General features: G+C 45.5%; 16 protein-coding genes and 3 pseudogenes. 2 read left to right on the top strand and 17 right to left on the bottom strand.

What is annotated here, in order from left to right:
* Positions 1-3: 3 nt before the first annotated feature.
* The 11 genes and pseudogenes from BBH88_RS09340 to BBH88_RS09290 form a co-directional block, all read right to left on the bottom strand.
* Positions 4-393 carry a hypothetical protein gene (locus BBH88_RS09340; RefSeq protein WP_065536896.1) on the bottom strand — a complete coding sequence of 130 codons (390 nt, stop codon included), beginning with the start codon at positions 391-393 and terminating at the stop codon, positions 4-6.
* A gap of 645 nt (positions 394-1038) precedes the next feature.
* Positions 1039-1482, bottom strand: coding sequence for an ASCH domain-containing protein (locus BBH88_RS09335; protein WP_006829567.1), 444 nt, complete (start codon positions 1480-1482; stop codon positions 1039-1041).
* Between the two features lie 68 nt (positions 1483-1550).
* Positions 1551-2147: pseudogene (locus BBH88_RS09330) on the bottom strand (DUF3885 domain-containing protein); the annotation flags it as partial.
* 371 nt (positions 2148-2518) lie between these two features.
* Positions 2519-3077, bottom strand: a pseudogene (locus tag BBH88_RS09325) (shikimate kinase).
* Positions 3078-3322: 245 nt separating this feature from the next.
* A pseudogene (locus BBH88_RS09320) lies at positions 3323-4790 on the bottom strand (long-chain-fatty-acid--CoA ligase).
* A gap of 278 nt (positions 4791-5068) precedes the next feature.
* On the bottom strand, positions 5069-6664 hold the full coding sequence (locus tag BBH88_RS09315; protein WP_065536897.1) for a long-chain-fatty-acid--CoA ligase: 1596 nt from the start codon (positions 6662-6664) through the stop codon (positions 5069-5071).
* A gap of 171 nt (positions 6665-6835) precedes the next feature.
* Positions 6836-7108 carry an iron-sulfur cluster biosynthesis family protein gene (locus BBH88_RS09310; RefSeq protein ID WP_006829560.1) on the bottom strand — a complete coding sequence of 91 codons (273 nt, stop codon included), beginning with the start codon at positions 7106-7108 and terminating at the stop codon, positions 6836-6838.
* Positions 7109-7252: 144 nt separating this feature from the next.
* On the bottom strand, positions 7253-9025 hold the full coding sequence (gene arsA / locus BBH88_RS09305) for an arsenical pump-driving ATPase (RefSeq protein WP_065536898.1): 1773 nt from the start codon (positions 9023-9025) through the stop codon (positions 7253-7255).
* On the bottom strand, positions 9022-9399 hold the full coding sequence (arsD, locus tag BBH88_RS09300) for an arsenite efflux transporter metallochaperone ArsD (protein WP_065536899.1): 378 nt from the start codon (positions 9397-9399) through the stop codon (positions 9022-9024). The genes arsA and arsD overlap by 4 nt, the downstream gene beginning before the upstream one ends.
* 20 nt (positions 9400-9419) lie before the next feature.
* Positions 9420-9839: an arsenate reductase (thioredoxin) gene (gene arsC, locus BBH88_RS09295; RefSeq protein ID WP_065536900.1), complete on the bottom strand. Its 420-nt coding sequence runs from the start codon at positions 9837-9839 to the stop codon at positions 9420-9422.
* Positions 9840-10047: 208 nt separating this feature from the next.
* The gene (locus BBH88_RS09290) at positions 10048-10395 is read right to left on the bottom strand and encodes an ArsR/SmtB family transcription factor (RefSeq protein WP_006829556.1); all 348 of its coding nucleotides are present in this window, start codon (positions 10393-10395) and stop codon (positions 10048-10050) included.
* A gap of 174 nt (positions 10396-10569) precedes the next feature.
* Here BBH88_RS09290 and BBH88_RS09285 point away from each other — a divergent pair, with 174 nt between their 5' ends.
* Both BBH88_RS09285 and BBH88_RS09280 read left to right on the top strand, forming a co-directional pair.
* The gene (locus BBH88_RS09285; protein WP_006829555.1) at positions 10570-10890 is read left to right on the top strand and encodes an ArsR/SmtB family transcription factor; all 321 of its coding nucleotides are present in this window, start codon (positions 10570-10572) and stop codon (positions 10888-10890) included.
* A 368-nt stretch (positions 10891-11258) separates the two neighbouring features.
* A complete protein-coding gene (locus tag BBH88_RS09280; protein ID WP_065536901.1) occupies positions 11259-12548 on the top strand; it encodes an NAD(P)-binding domain-containing protein in 1290 nt (429 codons plus the stop codon).
* Positions 12549-12774: 226 nt separating this feature from the next.
* Here BBH88_RS09280 and BBH88_RS09275 read toward each other — a convergent pair whose 3' ends face one another.
* Genes BBH88_RS09275 through BBH88_RS09250 form a run of 6 tightly spaced genes read right to left on the bottom strand, consistent with a single transcriptional unit; the run spans position 12775 to position 19371 of the window.
* The gene (locus tag BBH88_RS09275) at positions 12775-13851 is read right to left on the bottom strand and encodes an ABC transporter ATP-binding protein (RefSeq protein WP_065536902.1); all 1077 of its coding nucleotides are present in this window, start codon (positions 13849-13851) and stop codon (positions 12775-12777) included.
* Between the two features lie 12 nt (positions 13852-13863).
* Positions 13864-14679, bottom strand: a complete 816-nt coding sequence (locus BBH88_RS09270) for an ABC transporter permease (protein ID WP_065536903.1) — start codon at positions 14677-14679, stop codon at positions 13864-13866.
* On the bottom strand, positions 14679-15563 hold the full coding sequence (locus tag BBH88_RS09265; RefSeq protein ID WP_006829551.1) for an ABC transporter permease: 885 nt from the start codon (positions 15561-15563) through the stop codon (positions 14679-14681). The genes BBH88_RS09270 and BBH88_RS09265 overlap by 1 nt, the downstream gene beginning before the upstream one ends.
* Complete coding sequence (locus BBH88_RS09260; protein WP_006829550.1) at positions 15547-16794, bottom strand: ABC transporter substrate-binding protein; 1248 nt, start codon at positions 16792-16794, stop codon at positions 15547-15549. Before BBH88_RS09260 ends, BBH88_RS09265 begins: the two co-directional genes overlap by 17 nt.
* A gap of 37 nt (positions 16795-16831) precedes the next feature.
* Positions 16832-17491 (bottom strand): TVP38/TMEM64 family protein, encoded by a 660-nt coding sequence (locus BBH88_RS09255; protein ID WP_065536904.1) that lies wholly within the window; start codon positions 17489-17491, stop codon positions 16832-16834.
* A complete protein-coding gene (locus BBH88_RS09250) occupies positions 17488-19371 on the bottom strand; it encodes an FAD-dependent oxidoreductase (protein ID WP_065536905.1) in 1884 nt (627 codons plus the stop codon). The genes BBH88_RS09255 and BBH88_RS09250 overlap by 4 nt, the downstream gene beginning before the upstream one ends.
* Between the last annotated feature and the right edge of the window lie 104 nt (positions 19372-19475).

The following is a 19475-nucleotide window of genomic DNA, read 5'->3' as shown; positions in this document are numbered from 1 at the left end:
TCCTTAAACTGTATTTCGAATCAAATCCCTCACTGGTTCCATAGCTTCTTTGTTCCTGGATATCACAACGAATTCATCGTCATCCACTGTCAGCAAATAGTGATCATTATAAAAACCGATAAAAGAAGATTGTTTCCCGCGCACAATCGATTTACTATAGGCAAGAACTTCGAGTGCGTTGATGTGTTGTATTGTCACATAAATCAACCGGGGTTCGTTCTCCTGCTTGAGCACAACATGTTCACGCCAATTCCGAATGCAAATAGCTTGGTGCAAGGATTGCTTTTCAAACCGTTTGAAGTGTTTGCCACTACTGGTTTTGTAGGACTTTAAAAAAGTAAGGTCGATTTGTGAATTTCCGGCAAATAAACATTCTACGATGGATTTCTGCAAAGATGGCTTTCCTTTTAATTGCTGAAACGGAATAGCTAATCGCCATGCGTCATTTACTTGAAAATAGGGGCTTTTTTCGTCTGAAAATAAACAGAAAACTCTTTTTCGATTCTCTCCATTTATCTTCTCCTACTTCCCTATGGCTTAGGTTTAACGGATTCGCAATAACCTGTTTACTTAACCATACCTTTTTTCTTTCTTTTATATGCCTATATGAAACACATGTAAGCCAATTCTCACATTGGATTAAACGGCAAGTTCACCAATTACTCCCGCAACCATCAACAAAATAAGGATTGCCGCAAAACAGTAATAATAATCCTTTTTTCTTCATCAAATTCACACCTCGAACTCTTTAAAGGCATTTGTTGTGCAGTTGCTCTAGTCTTCTCCTCCTTTTTTACATCTTAACGTTACTTATCATTTTTTTGTAATGACAGTTTTGGATTTTGGTGATAAATCCTTAAGTAGATTATTACATTTATAATAAAAATCTATTTAACTTCTATTAAACTGTTGCATAAGTTAAGCTTTTACATGAATATAGAAAGGAACCTGTTGAGGTCCCTTTCTATATGCTCCGCAAGTTTTCCAACTATAAACTGATGATGTTCTTACTCAAGAAATCCATCAATTTCTATATAATCAAGATTTGTGAATAACTTTAAATCGCTCACAAACGAGCAATAGATTTTCCGAATAACTTAAGCCATGCACTTTCAGTTCCTGCCCAAAAAAATTCTTGTGTGCATGCCACCAGTATGTATAATCCCCCTCTCCTTCTGCTAACGCGAAAGCTTCCGGTACTTGATTCATTTGAATTAACGAAACGCTTGTCACCTGAATGATTGCAACTGGAACGTCACTGGAATTGAGCACCACACTATATTGGCCGGCTTGCGGCAAAGGTTCACCTTCCAACTCATACAGGATATGTGCTGAACAAGTAGCCGTTTTCTTTCCATCTGCAACTAATTTAGCCAACCAATCAGCATCAGATCCAAATTGAAAAGCATCAAATTCAGCGGTCGGAGTTTTTTTATTCAGCGTCCAGTATTCATTCCAAAAATTAATCGTTTTTTCATTCATAATAGATACCTCTATTCATATTACGAGTGTTGACACTCGTTTTAACATTATTCATCTATCTAGAACTATTATTTAAACAACTGGTCAATTTCTTTTCTATCGTAATTCAGAATCCATTCATTGTGTTTTTCATATAGAAACCGGATAGCTTCCTTGTTTGCAGCCAAAATATCACAGCCACGATCATCATAAAGGTGGAAAACGAAATTCTTGGACTGGTTGATAAAATAGACATTGGAGCCACTCTCAGGATTGCTTTTAAGAATTCTAGAAGAATGGCCGAAGTCCTCATAACAGATTGCCTGCAGCAATTGCGGGTAGCGAATGTCACCCTTTTTACATGTTAACCAAAACCGATATCTCTTCACTTCGTCTTCCAAATCTTCGCTTTCGCAAAGTTGCAATTTGTTTAGGATTTGACGGTCTTTGATATACTTACGATATACGTTCAATGGCTTTTTGTGAAGAAAGTTATTCTCTGATTTCGTAAGTATATCTGTCACTAAAAAAAGGTCATCCTCCGGTTCAAACACTTCGTTGAATAAGGTTTTAGAACGATAGAACGCCTGCTGCATAACTGCAGAATTATCGTATGCAATCTGTGGATCCGAAATTTCAAATCGGATGCTGTTCTGCCACTCGTAAAATAAAGCGGGTTCTAGCTGGAGACCACCAAAACGTTAGGCTAAATAATGTTCCGGCGATTCTATCATCTGATCACTCATTTCTTTGAGCTGTTGTTCGCATATGCATAGAACACTGTAAATAATTGGTTCATCGTTTTAAAAAAGATTGTACGTATCTAAATGATTGATTACCGAATCTTTTCAACAGACGTTACGTTAAGTGAGATCTCTGAGCTAAATCAAGATGATCATGTTTTGGAAGACGAAATCAGCCACCGAGGACAAATCAGAGTAATCTTACGCCATTTAAAAAATAAACCTGTAAATGAGTAACTCTATTTTCTTATTCATTGCATTTTAGTTTTTCAACCTACTTTTATTGGTGCTCCATAGACCTTCCCATACATAAATCAAAAACCAAGATGCGCTTTAATCCTAGCAGCAACAGTTCCCGCCTCCTGATTTGTACTATCAATTCGTAGGTAGCTTTCTTCTTCGATTTCGTACGGCAATGAATTCAACCGATGCTTGTTCTTGGTTTCGATTAACTCCAGTTCAGATTCTGCCACATTCCGCTTGGTTGGTTTGTGTTTGAGTCGATGAGCAGACTGGTTCCGCTGCAATCGCTCACTTATATTCGCTTCTAGTTCGACAAAATAAACCTCTCCGCCGGCAGATTCAAAGATTGACTGAGTCTTTTTCACAAAATCCCAATCTTCTTTACAATCAAATGCCCATACATAAGTGAAGATCATTCCTTCTTCGTTACTACTGGCGACCGATTTGAATATCTCTTCACGAAACAAAGTGGAAAGACGCCAGGTTTCTGCACTAAAACCGAATAATGGATACAGCATATCGATGGTCATGTGATTATGAAACAGTTTCAAGGCCGTGATTTTTTTCAAGTTCGTGTCCGACTGTCATTTTGCCGACGGCTTGAGGACCAAATAGCATAATAAATTTCATAATACCTCCTACTGATTTTATTTTTTTATTGATCGAACATTCTATGTAAAAACCTTATTTTACTAAAATATACCATATTAGTGGTCAGAAAATCTAACTGGTTTAACTATTTATTATCGTCTCGTATTGTCACTTTAAACCACTTTTAAAAATCACTCCTTTTATGTCAAAAGTCGAAAGTGAAAAACGTCCGTAAAATGCTAAAAAGCATTTACGGACGTTGTCTTTTCTATTCCTTCAACACGTCAATTTACTTTCTTCGGTCCGCTCCAATACATTTCACGCAAACGAAATTTCTGCAGCTTGCCTGTAGCAGTTTTTGGCAGCGCCTCGACAAACTCAATTGACTTTGGCGCTTTAAAATGAGCCATATTGTCGCATGTGTAGCTGATTATTTCTAGCTCTGTGACAGTCGCTCCCGGCTGCAGGACGATGATGGCTTTTGGTACTTCTCCCCATTTCTCGTCCGGTACCGCAATAACGGCCACTTCCATAACATCGGGATGCTTGTATAGAATTCCTTCAATTTCAGTAGAAGAGATATTTTCACCTCCTGAAATAATCATGTCCTTGATGCGGTCCTGGATTTCAATATAACCGTCCGGATAAGTCACAGCCAAGTCCCCTGTATAGAACCAGCCATCCTTGATTGCTTCCGCGGTTTTTTCTGGGTCTTTGTAATAGCCGCTCATGACGACATTGCCTCGGGTGATGATTTCCCCCAATTCCTGGCTATTCCATGCAACTTCTTTGCCGTCTTCCTGGTTTACGACTTTGGTTTCGCCGTTAAACGCCAACTCAATGCCTTGCCGCGCTTTGATAGTCGCTTGTTCATCCGGCGTTTTATCATCAAACTCCTTTTTCCATTCGTTGTATAGGATAAATGGTGAAGTTTCTGTTAGACCGTAGACATGCATCATATTCAAGCCCAGCAATTCTTGCGCTTTGCCGATTAACGCAGCAGCGGGCGGAGCGCCAGCTGTTCCCATTCGCGGATTGGTGGTAATGTGGATAGTTTTCGCTTTGGGTTCATTAACTAACATATTCACAACAGTTGGCGCCCCGCACAAAATTGAAATTTTATGCGTTTCGAACAGATCCAAAATAAGCGACGGATCTACTTTCCGCAAACAGACATGGGTGCCGCCCGCCGCGGTAATGGCCCAGACGCCGCCCCAGCCATTAGCATGAAACATCGGCAAGGTATGCAAATAAACGTCATCGTGCACCACTTTCAGGTGGTACAAAAAATTAGCTGCATTCAAGTAATTGCTGCGATGCGTCAGCATGACTCCTTTTGGATTGGATGTGGTGCCGCTCGTGTAGTTCAATGTCAGCATCTGATTTTCATCGATTCTTACTTCAGGAAGAACAAATTTACTGTCCTGCTGGATAAAGTCTTCATAGGAAACACCATTGAGCTTTGAGTCGTGGCCATCCATTTCCACCATGATGTACTTCTCAATTAGTAGTTTATCCTGAATTTCTTCAATCAACTTGCCAAACTCTGCATCGACGATCAAGGTTTTTGCGCCGCTATGGTTAATGATGTATTCCAGGTCTTTAGCTGTCAGCCGATAATTGAGCAGCACCATGACGGCACCCCTTTGACTGATTCCATAAAAACATTCCAGCATATAGTGCGTGTTCAGCAGCATAACCGCGACATGGTCACCTTCCTGGAATGCCCGATTTATATAAAGCGAACGCCAGCTGGTCGGTCCGCTCGCCGAATTACTTGTATGTAAATGTTCTCTCTTCGTCGATGATGGCCACTTTCTCCGGATAATACTTGACGGCTCGGCGCTTCCAATCGAGTGGTGTTAATGGTGCAATCATATCTCTCGTTCCCCTTTCAATCTCTGTATAACAAGCCTTTTCTGTTTTAGTATAAGAATGCATTTATTGACTGTCAATCAAACTTTTGGAGTTTTAGGACAGTTGAATAATGTAACACAGGCGAAGATTGCTCTTCGCCTGTGCCCAACTCATCAATTCACTTTTTTCCCCTTGCCCCAATACATTTCACGCAATTGGAATTTCTGCAGTTTGCCGGTTGCCGTTTTTGGCAACGTCTCTACAAAATCCACGGATTTCGGCACTTTGAAGCGGGACATATTTTCACGTGTATAATCCAAAATCTCCTGTTCAGTTACGTTGGCGCCTTTGTGAAGGACGATAATGGCCTTCGGCACTTCTCCCCATTTTTCATCTGGAACTGCAATGACTGCGACTTCGGCAATGGCCGGGTGTTTATACAAGACGCCTTCGATTTCCGTCGAGGAGATGTTTTCGCCACCAGAGATGATCATGTCTTTGATACGGTCTTGGATCTCGATGAATCCATCCGGATGGGTGACAGCTAAATCTCCCGTGTAAAACCAGCCGTCGCGAATAGCTTCAACGGTTTTTTCAGGGTCTTTGTAATAGCCGGCCATGACGACATTGCCACGTGTGACAATCTCGCCAAGTTCTTTACCGTTCCAAGCGACTTCTTCTCCGTCTTCCTGGTTGACAACTTTGGTTTCGCCGTTAAATGCCAGTTCAATGCCTTGCCGCGCCTTGATGGACGCCTGTTGATCAGGATCCAGTTCATTGAATTCATTTTTCCATTCGCAATAAAGAATGAATGGAGAAGTTTCAGTCAAGCCGTAAACATGCATCATATTCAAGCCAAGAATGCTTTGCGCTTTGGCGATCAATGCTGCAGCAGGCGGTGCGCCCGCAGTTCCCATGCGAATTTTTTGCGTCAATTCAATTTCTTTAGCCTTCGGTTCATTGACTAGCATATTGACCACGGTCGGTGCGCCGCATAGTGCAGTGATCCCGTGACTTTCAAAAAGATCCAAAATCAGCGAGGGATCGACTTTGCGTAGACAAACATGGGTTGCGCCGGCAGCCGTAATGGCCCAGACTCCGCCCCAGCCATTCGTATGGAACATCGGCAGTGTATGCAGATAAACGTCATCATATTTGATCTCCAAGTGATGCAGGAAGTTTGCTGCATTCATGTAATTCGTACGATGCGTCTGCATGACCCCTTTGGGATTGGAGGTCGTACCGCTGGTGTAATTCAGAGACAGCATTTGATTTTCATCAAGCTCTGCAGTCGGAATTTTTGCGTTTTCCGGCACATCGTTGATAAAGTGTTCGTAGTCAACACCTTTGATGGCCGATTCACAGCCTTCTACAGCTACGATGATGTATTTTTCAATTGGCAACTCGTTCTGAATTTCTTCGATCAATTTACCGAATTCTGCATCGACAATCAGCATTTTGGCGTCGCTGTGCTTCAGAATATACGCCAGGTCTTTTGTCGACAGGCGATAATTGAGCGGGACGATAACCGCTCCGAGCGGTGGGATACCATAAAAGCATTCCAGCATCGTATGCGAATTCGGCAGCATGACCGCCACATGATCTTTTTCAGTGATACCAGCGTTATGTAAAGCGACAGAAAGCCGGTCCACCCGGTTACCGAACTCTTTGTATGTAAACTTCTTGTCTCCGTCAATAACCGCAACTTTCTCTGGATAGTATTTGACAGCGCGGCGCTTCCAATCGAGTGGCGTTAATGTTGCCAGCATAGTATGACCCCTTTCGTCTAACGATTGCTTACCTGTTATATATCAAGTATAGGTAGTGCCCCTAACTGTGTCAACACAGTTTTCGGAATCGATTGACAATTCAGGAAGACCTAGAAAAAACCGACAGCTCCTTTAGCGAGATGCCGGTTTTTTGTGGTTTGTTTTATGCAATTAGCAATTGCTTTCTGGAAGACCTTCCAGTACCAGCCCGCCATTTTTAAAATCAAGCGACACTTCGTCCACCATCGTGCTGACGCGTTCATCAAGCGCCACTTGGATGCCGTTCACTTCTTTGATGACGTCGCTTTTTTCCGGCGCGTCCATCGACAGGCCGAATTGCGGTCCGCAGCAGCCCTGTCCCGCGAAATAGAAGCGGATGCCTTGTGCTTTGTTTTCTTTCATGGATTCCAAAAGCATTTCTTTTGCCGGTTGTGTGATATTCATTGAAAATCCCCCTTTTATCCTGTTTTAACGGTTAGTAAGACTCCCACTTCTTAAAGTGGGAGATCCACTCGCCGTAAAAGTCCGATTGGATCAACTAACAATCAGTAGGGGCTGAAGAGCCTCCCCACTGTTTGAAGTTTCTCTTTATTTAGTTATGAGTTGCTTCATTTTATCATAGCCGATGCTGTCCTGTGCCTGCCACGGAATCAAGGCCGTTCGCTCAGCCAACTCACCGCTGACTTTGCGGATCCATGGCCATTCGCTAGAAGCTTTTGCCTGCAGGAGTGCTTCGGTCGTTCCGGTACTGGCCAGGCTTTGATTGACGACCCAGTGTTTCGCCTGGATTCCTGCGCGATTCAAGTCTTCCTGCAGGCGCGCCGCTTCAAAAACAGGCGTCGCTTCAGGCAGTGTGACGAGCAGGACATCGGTTTCTTTCGGATTGCGCAGACGTGGCAATAAGTTTTGGACGTTTTCCGGAATTTCTCCGGTGGAACGTTCCAATTCCTTGTGATAGGTTTGCGTTGCATCCAGCAGCAATAAGGTATGGCCAGTCGGCGCAGTGTCGATGATGACGATTTCTTTGTCCGCCTTGGCGACCACTTCCGCAAATGCACGGAACACCGCAATTTCCTCAGTGCACGGGGAACGCAGATCTTCTTCCAAGTAAGCGCGGGCTTCATCACTCAGCGGCCCTGTTGCTTCCATAACTTGTTCTTTGTAGGTTTCGACCTGCAGCTGCGGATCGATTCGTGAAATCGTCAAGCGGTCTCCGCCTGTTCCTTCAAAGCGGTCAGCCAAATGAGCTGCCGGATCGGTCGTCGTCAAATGCACAGGATGCCCTTTTTCAGCCAAACCGACAGCGAGCAGCGACGCAACGGTCGTCTTGCCAACCCCGCCTTTGCCCATTGTCAGAATGACGCGCGTACCCTGCAATGAATAATGGTCGACCAGGTCCTTCAGGCTATCCAGTCCAGCGAGCGGATGATCCGCAATTTCCGCTGAAACGGGACGCCATTCCGGTTCATTGAAGAGGCGTCGTAAATTTTCAAGCCCCGTCAATGAAAAAGCAACAAACGGCAGGCTGTATAACGGCAAGCCCTTCAGATGAGCAGGCATCTGATTTAATGCCTGCTCATGCTGAACAGCAAATGCCTGAGACACCTGGTCTCCGTTTTGAACCGGTGAATAGACGCCGTTCAAAATCAGCACCTGGTTCCCGATGCCGATAGTTTCAAGCTCCAGGGACGCGCGAGCAGCTTCTTTAAACGAAGCAGTATCCGGTCGCGCCACCAGGACCAGCGTGGTCTGCTCGGAATCGGCTAACGCCTGTACCGTTTTGGCGTAAAGATCCTTTTTGGCATCCATTCCTACAAGCGGCCCAAGACAGGACGCGCCGTGTGCAGAATCGCCCAGAAAGCCGCTCCAGGCAGTCGGTAGCTTTAACAGCCGCAAGGTATGGCCAGTCGGTGCCGTATCAAAGAGGATATGGTCGTAATCGTCCATGACCCGTCTATCGGCCAACAGCTTGGTGAATTCATCGAATGCGGCAATTTCAACTGTACAGGCACCGGACAACTGTTCTTCCATTTGGTTGACAACCGCCTCCGGCAATTTGCCGCGATATGGTCCAACAACCGAATCGCGGTAAGTGCGAGCCGCTTCCTCTGGATCGAGGTTGCAGGCAAACAGGTTTTTGATTCCTTCAATAGCTTGCGGTTCGTTGGTTAGTTCCATGCCGAAGACATCCTGCAGGTTCGAGGCAGGGTCCGTACTGACCAGCAGCACCCGTTTGCCGGAGTCCGCTAAAGCCACGGCTGTCGCAGAAGCTGTCGACGTCTTGCCGACACCGCCTTTTCCCGTAAAAAACAGGAAAGGTGTTCCGCTAACATCGGCTGGTTCGAATGTACGGCTCTTCATTTTTCACCGGAGGAAACGATTTTGACGTTTAAAGGGTTGCTTGGCTGTTTTACAGCTTGCAACTCTCCTGCTTCTACTCTGAACCATTGGGCGAATTCTTCGACTGTCGGGTATTCACCCATTTTGGCTACTTCGCCATCGACCAAAATCAACGGCAATGACTCGATGCCGTTGTCGAACAATACCGAATTGACTTTCTTGTTTTCCACAAAAGCAGCAGGATCATTGCCCAAATTGAAACGTTTGATGCTAAATCCTTTTTTTTTAAGCGAAAAAACAGCGGCGGCTACAGCGGTCAGTTTGGGATCCACTACTGGTCCGCAAACACCGGTGTCGCAGCACATAGCTGGGTCGTATATCGTCACTTTTGTCATGATTTATTCTCCTTAAAGGTTCAGTTTCCGGTTTCGGCGAAAGTTGCGATGCGTGTGCCGATTGCGTCGCGGACCATCTGGAACACTGCCCATTTTTCTTCATCTGTCCCTTGGGCTTTCGCTGGATCTTCAAAGCCCCAATGTTCGCGTCTGACGTGAGGTGGTGTCATCGGGCATTTATCGGCAGCATCGCCGCAAAGTGTGACGACGAAATCTGCATGGTTCAGCAAATCCGTATCGATAGTGTCCGAAGATTGATTAGAGATATCGATGTTCACTTCGTTCATGGCTTTCACCGCATTCGGATTTAATCCGTGGGCTTCGATTCCTGCACTGTAGACAGCCCATTCGTCCGCTAAATGCTGCTTTGCCCAGCCTTCAGCCATTTGGCTGCGGCATGAATTTCCGGTGCATAAAAAATAGATGGTTTTTTTAGTCATGAAGAGATCTCCTTTTTGAATAGCTTAAGAAAATATGTTTATTTCCTCTTTGTTTATTGTCCAAACTCTAAAGTCATAAGCCACTCCCGTGTCCGGTTGCAGTGCCTAGCTCTTCGGGATGTAACCTCTGGCTGTGCGGTTGAAGACACACTGCTTCACCAGATCGTCTTACTCCTGTCAGAGCTGGACAGGCTACTTTCACTTTTCGTTAGCAGCAGTCTACGGGTGCTTCTTTGGCCCGCAAGGCCAGTAGCTGCGAATCTGTGTCTTCAATATGGCTTAAGATATTTTGCAGCAATGGGGCATGAATCGATTCCTGATTCATGGAATAAAACCGCCATTGCCCTCTTCTGCTTTCCTTTACGAGTCCCGCGTGCTTGAGCTTGCGCAGATGCTGGCTGATGGCCGGTTGGCTCATATCAAACATTTCGACAAATTGGCAGACGCATAATTCATTCGCCTCCACCAATTTCATCATCAGCAGACGAGTTGGATCGCTGACTGCCTTCAGGCACACGGTAACGTCAGCTGCAGTTTGTTTTGTTAAAGTCTCCATTGGAGGATCCACTCCTTCGCGTGTAGTATATAATAATTCGGTTATATAAGTCAATCGTTATAGAAGGTTCTTGCGATACATCAAATTATTTTGATTTAACTCTTGCGCTCTACCTCCCTGACCACTACACTTAATTAATCAAATAAAATTGATTAATAGAGAGTAGGGACTAGAATGGCTCAACAATTGAGACAAACAACAGCAGACGCTGAACTATACGAAGCTTATGCTCAAAAGTTCAAGGCATTGGCTGATCCAAAACGGCTGGAATTACTAAAGTTTATTGGCAAAAAAAAATCGGTTTGTGTCTGTGAGCTGGTTGACGAAATAGCGATGCCTCAATCGAAACTGTCCTACCACTTGAAAATTTTGTTGAATGCCGGTCTTTTGACGAAAGAAACCAAAGGCACTTGGAGCTACTATGCCCTAGAAAGCGCGGAAATGGGGCGGCTATTGCCTGAAGAGCTCACTCATTTAATCAGCTCTAGATCCTAAATTACTGTATTGTCAAATAATATTCTATAGAAGTAAAACTAAAGAATGTCGCTTGCTGGTTTGCGGAATATCTTAACTAAAATACCAGAACAATTGAAGCTCCTCCATGGTCCAATGAGCTGACCCAGCGCTGGCGCGTCCACGGGCTGGGCGGAGCGATGAGACGGGTGTTCTCCCCGGCTTATCGTGTGAGTCAAGCGGGCAATCCTGGGTCCTCCTTTGCGACGAGCTTGCTTAGGAGCAATCGTCTTTGCTCTGTCCAAAGCGGCGTCTGAAATGCTGATTCTTAAGTTCAACTTATATAATATGTATACCTGTGAAACGCACTATCAAAAGAAAAACTTATACTATAGAAGGAGCGTGTGAAAATGACCACCATATTACCCGTAGCAATCATCGGCGGAGGACCTGCAGGACTCGCCGCCGCCGCCCACTTGGTCCAGTATCAGCAACCATTCGTTTTGTTCGAATCAGGTCCCGCACTCGGAACCCATTTTCTTGAATATGGCTATGTGCGGTTGTTCTCGACCTGGCGCTACAATATCGATGCAGCGTCCAAAAAACTATTCGAACAGCACGAAATGGCTCTGCCTGATCCTGACCGACTGCCTTATGGCAAGGAGATTGCGGAACACTACCTGCAGCCGCTTGGCCAGCTGCCAGAACTGAAACCGTTCATTCACTTAAACAGCCGCGTCATTCACCTGCAGCGGCAGGGCTTAGATAAAATGAAAACAGCGAACCGTGATGATAAACCATTCGAGCTCGTTATTGAAAACGGAACAGGTACATGCCAAACTGTATTGGCGCGGGCAGTCATCGATGCGACCGGCACATGGCAAAACCCTAATCCGGTGGTGTCCGGCGGCGCAACTAATGCAGCAGCAGAATTTGTGGATTACGGTATTCCATCAATACTGGGAGCCGACCAAAAACGCTTTCAAAACAAGCGTGTTGTCGTAGTAGGCAGCGGTCATTCCGCCTTGAATTCACTGATTGACCTTGTCCAGCTGAAGGAAAGATTTCCAGATACAGAGATTACGTGGATCGTCCGAAAAGCATCTCCTGAACAGGTCTTAGGCGGCGGTGAAGCTGACCAACTGCCGGAGCGGGGAGCTCTCGGGCAACGGATCAAGGCTTTATTGACTGGTGAACAAATCAATGTTCAAACTTCAAGCTTTATCCAATCCATCAGCCTAAATGATGAGCAAGTCCTGTTTGGTGCTGAACAGAGAGGGCACAAAATTGACTTTGGTCCATTTGATCAGGTAATCGCCAATACCGGTTCCCACCCAAGTTTTGAGTTGCTGCGCGAGGTTCGCTATGCCTTTGATCCCGCACTTGAAAGCGTGCCAGCGCTGGCACCTCTCATCGATCCGAACGTCCACAGCTGCGGCACTGTTCGCCCGCACGGTGAGCGGGAACTGCGGCAGCCGGAAAAAGACTTCTATATCATTGGGGCTAAAAGTTATGGACGCGCCCCCACTTTTCTGATGGCAACGGGTTTTGAACAAGCACGTTCGGTTGTTGCTCATCTTTCTGGTGATCGCGAAGCGGCAGAGCGCGTGGAACTGGATCTGCCGGAAACCGGCGTCTGCAGCAGCCGGCCACTTGCATTTACCATCAACGGAGCGGATCGGGGAACCAGTTGTTGCTAGGTTCGGAGTGGATTAGTAGAGACGCGGAAATCCCAATGTCTTTTTTATTCTCTTTATTCATTGATGAGTTGCGAATGAATAAAGATTAAATGTAGTTATTCTTTGCGGATTCAAACTTACCTGATTGTACCTATTCATATTATCCAGCGCTTCCTATTATACCCTTTTATTTATGAATGCATAAAAAAACCTGCACTCCATCATCTAGGAGTGCAGGTTTTTATATTCACTCTTCTGTTAACCATGCATTATTCAGACTAACCATTAAGTCAATTTCTTGTCCGACTGCAGCACCTTCAGCCTGTTGGCTAGTAAAACTACAGGCTAATGAATAATTTCCCATTTTAATTTTAACTGAATAAAATCCGTGGTTGAATTTCATTTGCTGGATCACTCCGCTAAACTGAATAGAATCTGAATGGGGAATAGTATTGACTGTTACAAGCTGCAACACTTCTGGTCGCAGAATCAGGAAACAGTGTCCAGCTTTAGTATTTTTAGCAACCGGAAAACTAAAAGCGTTGTCTTTTGAAGTAAAATATCCACCCGTGACTGAACCTTTAATGATATTCTTCAACCCTAGAAAAGAGGCGACTTTCGAACTGGTAGGACGTTCATGTAGCTCTCGGGCTTTGCCTACCTGCAGTAAAGCTCCTTCACTCATTACACCAATTCGGTCCGAAAGATAAAATGCTTCTTCGCGGTCATGGGTGACAAACAGAACTGTCACGCGGAACTCTTTTTGAATCCGACTGAGAAGCTCCCGCATTTCTTCCCGAAGGCTCGGGTCCAAGGCGCTAAATGGTTCATCCATCAACAGCACCTGCGGATTTGCAACCAACGCTCTTGCCAATGCCACACGTTGCTGCTGACCTCCGCTCAATTCATCTGGAAAACGTTGACCGTAGCCCTTGAGACCGACATGTTCTAGCATGTCCTGTGCTTTCACCAATCGCTGTTTTTTGCTGACTTTCTGCATTTTTAATCCGAATGCCACATTGTCTTCAACCGACATATGTGGAAACAGCAGCGATTGCTGAAACACCATGGCAAATCTCCTGGCTTCTGGGGGGACTGTTGTTACATTAGCGTCCCCGACCCAGATTTCGCCGTTATCTGCCGGCATCAGTCCTGCCACTAATTTCAGCAAGGTTGTCTTGCCGCAACCGGAAGGGCCGAGCAATGAGAAAAATTCACCTTCGTTGATGGTCAGCCGAAGCGGCTGCAGTGAAAATGCAGGGTCGCTTTTTTGCTGCCTTTGCTGGTATTGCTTTTCAATGTTGATGATGCGCAAATCGTTCATTTCTCCACTCCTTTAGCCCTTCCCTGTGGCGGCATTTTTATTTTGATAGTATTTTTTCAAGGCGATATCCATTCCCAACAAGGTCAAAATAGCAATTCCGGCATACAGCAACGAATAGACCGAAGCAACTGCCGGATCTCCACCGCTGATAAATGGAAACAACAAGATTGGCAAGGTTACGACCTGCCCAGAGCCGATGATAAAAGTAATCAAGTATTGGCTTAAGGAAATCAGGATGCTCAAACTTGCCCCTGCAGCAATGCCAGGCAATAAATGTGGCAGCACCACATGGATAAACCGGGAAATCGGCCTCGCGCCAAGCATTCGTGCCTGGTTTTCCCATTCGACTGATAAAGTATTATAGCTGATCATCACGGCGCGCACCATATACGGCAAAGTTGGCGAGATATGCGCCAGGACCACACCAAGAATGGTCTCCGTCAAGCCAAGCCGCAAAAAGGTCAAATGGATGCCTATCACAGCAACAAATGGCGGGATGATGATAGGTGCGAAAATGATCGCTTCGATTAGCCATTTGCCGCGAAGGTGATTACGCACCAGGGCATTGGCAGCCGGCACGGCCAGAAGAATATTCACTGCCGTGACGATAAAAGCGATTAACAGGCTAACCCCTACTGCCTGCCAGGTCCCGGAACTGCCGGCCAATACATATTCCCAGGCACGGAAGCTGAATGATTCGGGCAACACATTTGGCCATTGCCACCCAAAGGACACACTCGATAGGATCAAAGGGATAAACGGCAAGCCGATGACAATGAATAACAAAAGGAATAAAGCTGAACTCAATAAATGACGGGGATTTTTCATCAATCCCACCCCTTAAATACATTCCAACGTTTGCTGAAGTAATAGACGACAAGCCCCAGTAAGATGGTGAGAACCGCGAGTACAATGTTAACAGCCAACGCTTCTGGCCGGTCAGCCAAGGTACCGCTTGTGTACAACTGATAGGAATAAACCGGCAGCATGCTCGGATACGTGACGCCCAGCAAAAACGGTACTTCAAAAGCTGAAAAAGTGAAGACAAAAACGACAAACGTCGCAATCGTCCACGCCGGAAGCATCACCGGCAGGACAATTTCACGGATAAACTGCCAGCTGCCGGCTCCAAAAACACGCGCTACATCCCGCCACGAACGGTGAATCCGTGACAGTACCGGATAGATCATCAACGACACAAAAGGAGCCTCTTTCCAGGCATAGGTCAAAATGATTCCCCAGCCAAACGGATCATTGACCAGCACCGGAAAATCCGTGATTTTATCAATCAAACCGGCAGAAGCAAGAATTTTCGACAAAAACCCGCTCTGCATGAACAACAGAACAATGATATAGCCTCCGACCAGATGCGGAATGGTCAAGGGCAGCTGAAACAGCCGGTGCCAAAATTGAGCACTACCTGTTTTCGCTAATTTATTCAGCATGAACAAAGAAATTGCAATAAAAGCTCCCAACACAGCTGCAATCACTGAAGACAATGCGGCGACTCTCAAAGTCAGAACCAGTGATTCCCAGAACTCGGATGAGCGGAACAGATCCGCGTAAGCCGTCGTTTCAAAGCGGGTTTCTCCAATTGCAGGAAAATAGCCAAAACTTTTCAGAAGTCCATCAAAAAGTCCTCCAAAAAACAGGAGGACGATGGTACCGATGGTTGGCAGCAGCAAAAGATAAGGTTTAGTCTTTTGCCACATGTTCCATCCATCCTTTTTCAATGATTTCGATGTAATCTGCCGACAGTTCTGGCAGTTGGTGACTTTCTAATTCTTCCAAAGACAGCGTAGCTTTCCCTAAGTCCACATCGTTCATGGCCTGCTGCTGTTCGGGAGACAATTTGTCCAGATCCAATGCCGACAAATCGCCCCAGTTTTTAGGGGACAGTTTAGCAGTTTGGGCTGCCGGCGACATCATTTCGTTGATGGCCACCATCGCTCCTGCTTTAGCGGAAGAGTTGAATGGAATTGATAGGAAATGCGTATTGGCTAGCGTTCCGCCATCGAGCAAGAAAGTGCGGGTCGACTCAGGGAATCGGCCCTTCAGCACTTCACTAGCTGCAAGCGCGGGATCGTAACTCATGGTCATGCCAATCTCGCCGCTCGCAAATAACTGGTCCTGCTTGGCCAGACTTTCCGGATAAGTTTCCCCTTCACGCCATAGAAACGGTTCGATCTCATTCAAGTATTGCCACATCGGCTCTAAACGAGTTTCCAAGTCAGCAATTTCTGCGGCGGGCTGCTGGTATTGCTCATATCCGCCGGTCGTTTCATAAAGCACGTGGCGAACAAATGCACTACCCGTAAAGTCAGGCAAAGCCGGATACGTAAACTGTCCGGGATTTTCCTGGACCCAATCGGCCAACTCATCCATCGATTTCGGTGGCGTTTCCGACTTATTTACATCATGGACAAAAACAAATTGCGCTTTGCCCCACGGCGCCTCCAGGCCATCGACAGGTTCCCCAAAATCAGTGGCGATTTCAGGCGCTTCCTGATTAATATAATCATTAAAATTCGGCAATTGACCCGTAAAATCTCCCCACAGCAACTCGTTGTCTTTGGCAGCTTTAAAATTTTCGCCGTTGATCCAAATGATGTCCATGCTGCCTTCACTCTTGCCGACTGATTTTTCGTCAACCAATTGATTGATGATGTCCTGTGAATCGTTCATCGGTACCCGGTTCAACTCGACATCATGGTCTTCTTTCAAGCGGGGAGCTACCCATTCATCGAGGTAACGATTGATGTTGTCGTTGCCGCCCCACATGTACATATTGACTTTCTGTCCCTGCGCTGCCTCGGAAACTTCTTGCCATTCGCTTGTCAGTAGGCTTTCCGCCTCTTCCGCTGCATCGTTTCCGGTTTCCTGGGAGCATGCAGCGAGCGTAAGCGCCAGTATCCCAGGTACTATTAATAGAATTTTTTTCATATCTTCCACTTCCTAAATTCGTTGATAAACTTTTTTATTACTTATCGAGCGGCTGTTTTTTATTCCAGCGATTTCGGATGACAATCGGTACAACTGTCAAGACAACAAAAACCACTACAGCTAAAAGAATGATTGTTGGGTTTCCGCTGACAAAGCTGCTGCCCAGAAAATTATAGGCAAAAGTTCCAGGAATAATGCCAATTAAAGTTGCCAGTGCAAAAGAACCAAAACGGACTTTTGCAAGGGCAGCCATATAGCTGATCAAGTCAAAATTGATGACCGGTATAAAACGGAACAACAAAACATAGAGAAAGCCATTTTGCTCCATTTGAGACTGGATTTTTCTGGCATTTCCAGTCCATTCCTTTCGAACTAGGCTCTTGCCTAAGGTTTTGGCAACGAAAAAGGATAACATCGCGCCCAGTGTTGCACCAATGATGGTGTAAAGCGTGCCAAGCCAGGCACCAAAGGCTAAGCCACCGGCGATCGACAAAACTGACGCCGGAAAAAAGATCAACGGCCGGATCGTGTAAATAAGGATGTAGATAACCGGTGACCATATTCCAAATGACAAAATCCAGTTGCGGAGGTCGTTGGCATCGACTTCGAAAACTGACCGGCTGAGCCAAATGACCAGACCGACTGCAACAGCAATCACCAGCCATTTCCCTATCTTAAGACGGGTGCTCTTGTTCATGAGTTGCGGGTGTGCGCCGAAATGTTCGAGTAACGGGTACTCATTTCATCATAGCGCTTGCGGTTGACGCCTGCATCTGAATAACCGATGCGTGAAGCCGAGCGAAACTCAATCTGCTGAGCAGTATCGTTAAAGTAGAATTCGATATCATCTTTAAATTTCATCGTTTTAGACTTGGCAACTGCATAGACATAATTCTCTTCATTTTGAACGATTATCACGCCTTCATAGCCCTTTAGCATGCCGGTCAGGTTCTTTTTCGCATCGTTTTTGCTGCCGTTATACGACCAAGCTGCGACATACTTATCTTTTGATGAAGATTGTGACGACACAGCATTGGGTGTTGATGGCATTCCTTTCAGACGATCGTTCTCCACGCCGAGCTTTGGCTTGACATTGTTTTTGATCACCATGTTTGTGATTCCCACCCCTGCTGCAGCGGCTACGCCGTAAATAGCAATCTTATCTGCCGGCAGCTCGCCCGCTTTTGCTTTGTTAAAAGTTTTGACGACCGGTTGGTTCAACAAATTATCCACATAGACTTTTTTGCCGATTTTTACCAAAACTTCGCTATAAGTTGGGTACGGGTGAATAACGCCTGATAATTTGCCAAGGTTGATATGCAGTGTTTTAATGGTCTGGATTTGGCTGATGATTTCTCCAGCGCGGTCACCAAGAATGCTGGCTCCTAATATATAGCCTTTTTTATCCAGAATGATTTTGACTTTGCCGATGCTGTCTTTTTTCGTATTGGCACGGTCAATATCAGCATAATCATGTTCATAGATCCGAATCGAATCACCGTATTTCTCGCGCGCTTCTTTTTCAGATAACCCGGATCTGCCGAGTTCTGGGTCCGTGTATGTACACCAAGTGACATGTTCATAATCCATTTTTTTGTTGATTGGTAAAATCGCATTTTGAGTTGCGGTAATTCCTTGGGTGTTCGCCATATGCGACAATTGGTAGGGTCCGACCACATCGCCAATCGCATAGATGCCTTTAGCGGTAGTCTCCAAATGATCGTCCACCTGAATGCTTTTCGAATCAAATTCTACGCCTGCTCCTTCTAAATTGTAGCCTTTCACATTCGCCTGGCGTCCAAGCGCGACCAAAAGTCCTTCACTGGAAACAGTCATTTCACTGCCGTCTTTTTCGATTTTCAACTCAATTTGTTCGCCATTTTGCTCGGCTCGAACAGCAGTAGCACCTGCATGGATCGTCACACCTTCGTCGATCAGGCGTTGCTGAATCATCAATACCAAGTCTTCTTCATCTTTTGGCAGGATCCGTTCGAATTTCTCAACAAGTGTCACTTTCACACCAATTCGGTTCAATGCTTGGCTCATTTCGACGCCAATGGCACCGCCTCCAAGAATAGTCATGGTTTTCGGGAACGATTTCTGAGTGAATATAGTTTCGTTCGTTAAATAAGACACTTTGTCCAGGCCGTCGATCGGAGGTACCATTGGTGATGATCCTGTGGATAGAATAATTTTTTTCGCTTCAATGCGTTCGCCGTCCACTTCTACTGCATGCGGTCCTACAAATTTTGCATAACCGTTAATGAAATCAATGCCGGATTGCTTTAGCACCTCTGGAGATTCGCCTGCGTATACTTTTTGAATTACGTCCTGTATATCTTTCAAGACGACCGATGTATCAACTTGCAGATTCGGAGTGTACTTCATGGCATGATGGACTTCTTTGGCGATATTGATCAGTGATTTGCTAGGAATACAACCTGACCAAGTACATTCTCCCCCGGGCAGATTCTTATCGATTAGCACGACACTTTTTGAAAATCCCGCTCCTGTAAAAGCGGCTGTCAGTCCGGCTGCGCCGGCTCCAATTATGGCGATATCATATTTTTTAACCATCTTTACCATTTCCTTTCTTTTCTTGAATTAAGACCATCTTAACAAAAAACACAAAAGACTTTCTCTTAATCACCCTCGGAACTTTGTGATTATCCTAAATTCAC

Source organism: Planococcus antarcticus DSM 14505 (assembly GCF_001687565.2).
In the GTDB taxonomy this organism is placed as follows: domain Bacteria; phylum Bacillota; class Bacilli; order Bacillales_A; family Planococcaceae; genus Planococcus; species Planococcus antarcticus.
This window is presented reverse-complemented; position numbering and strand designations above follow the sequence as displayed.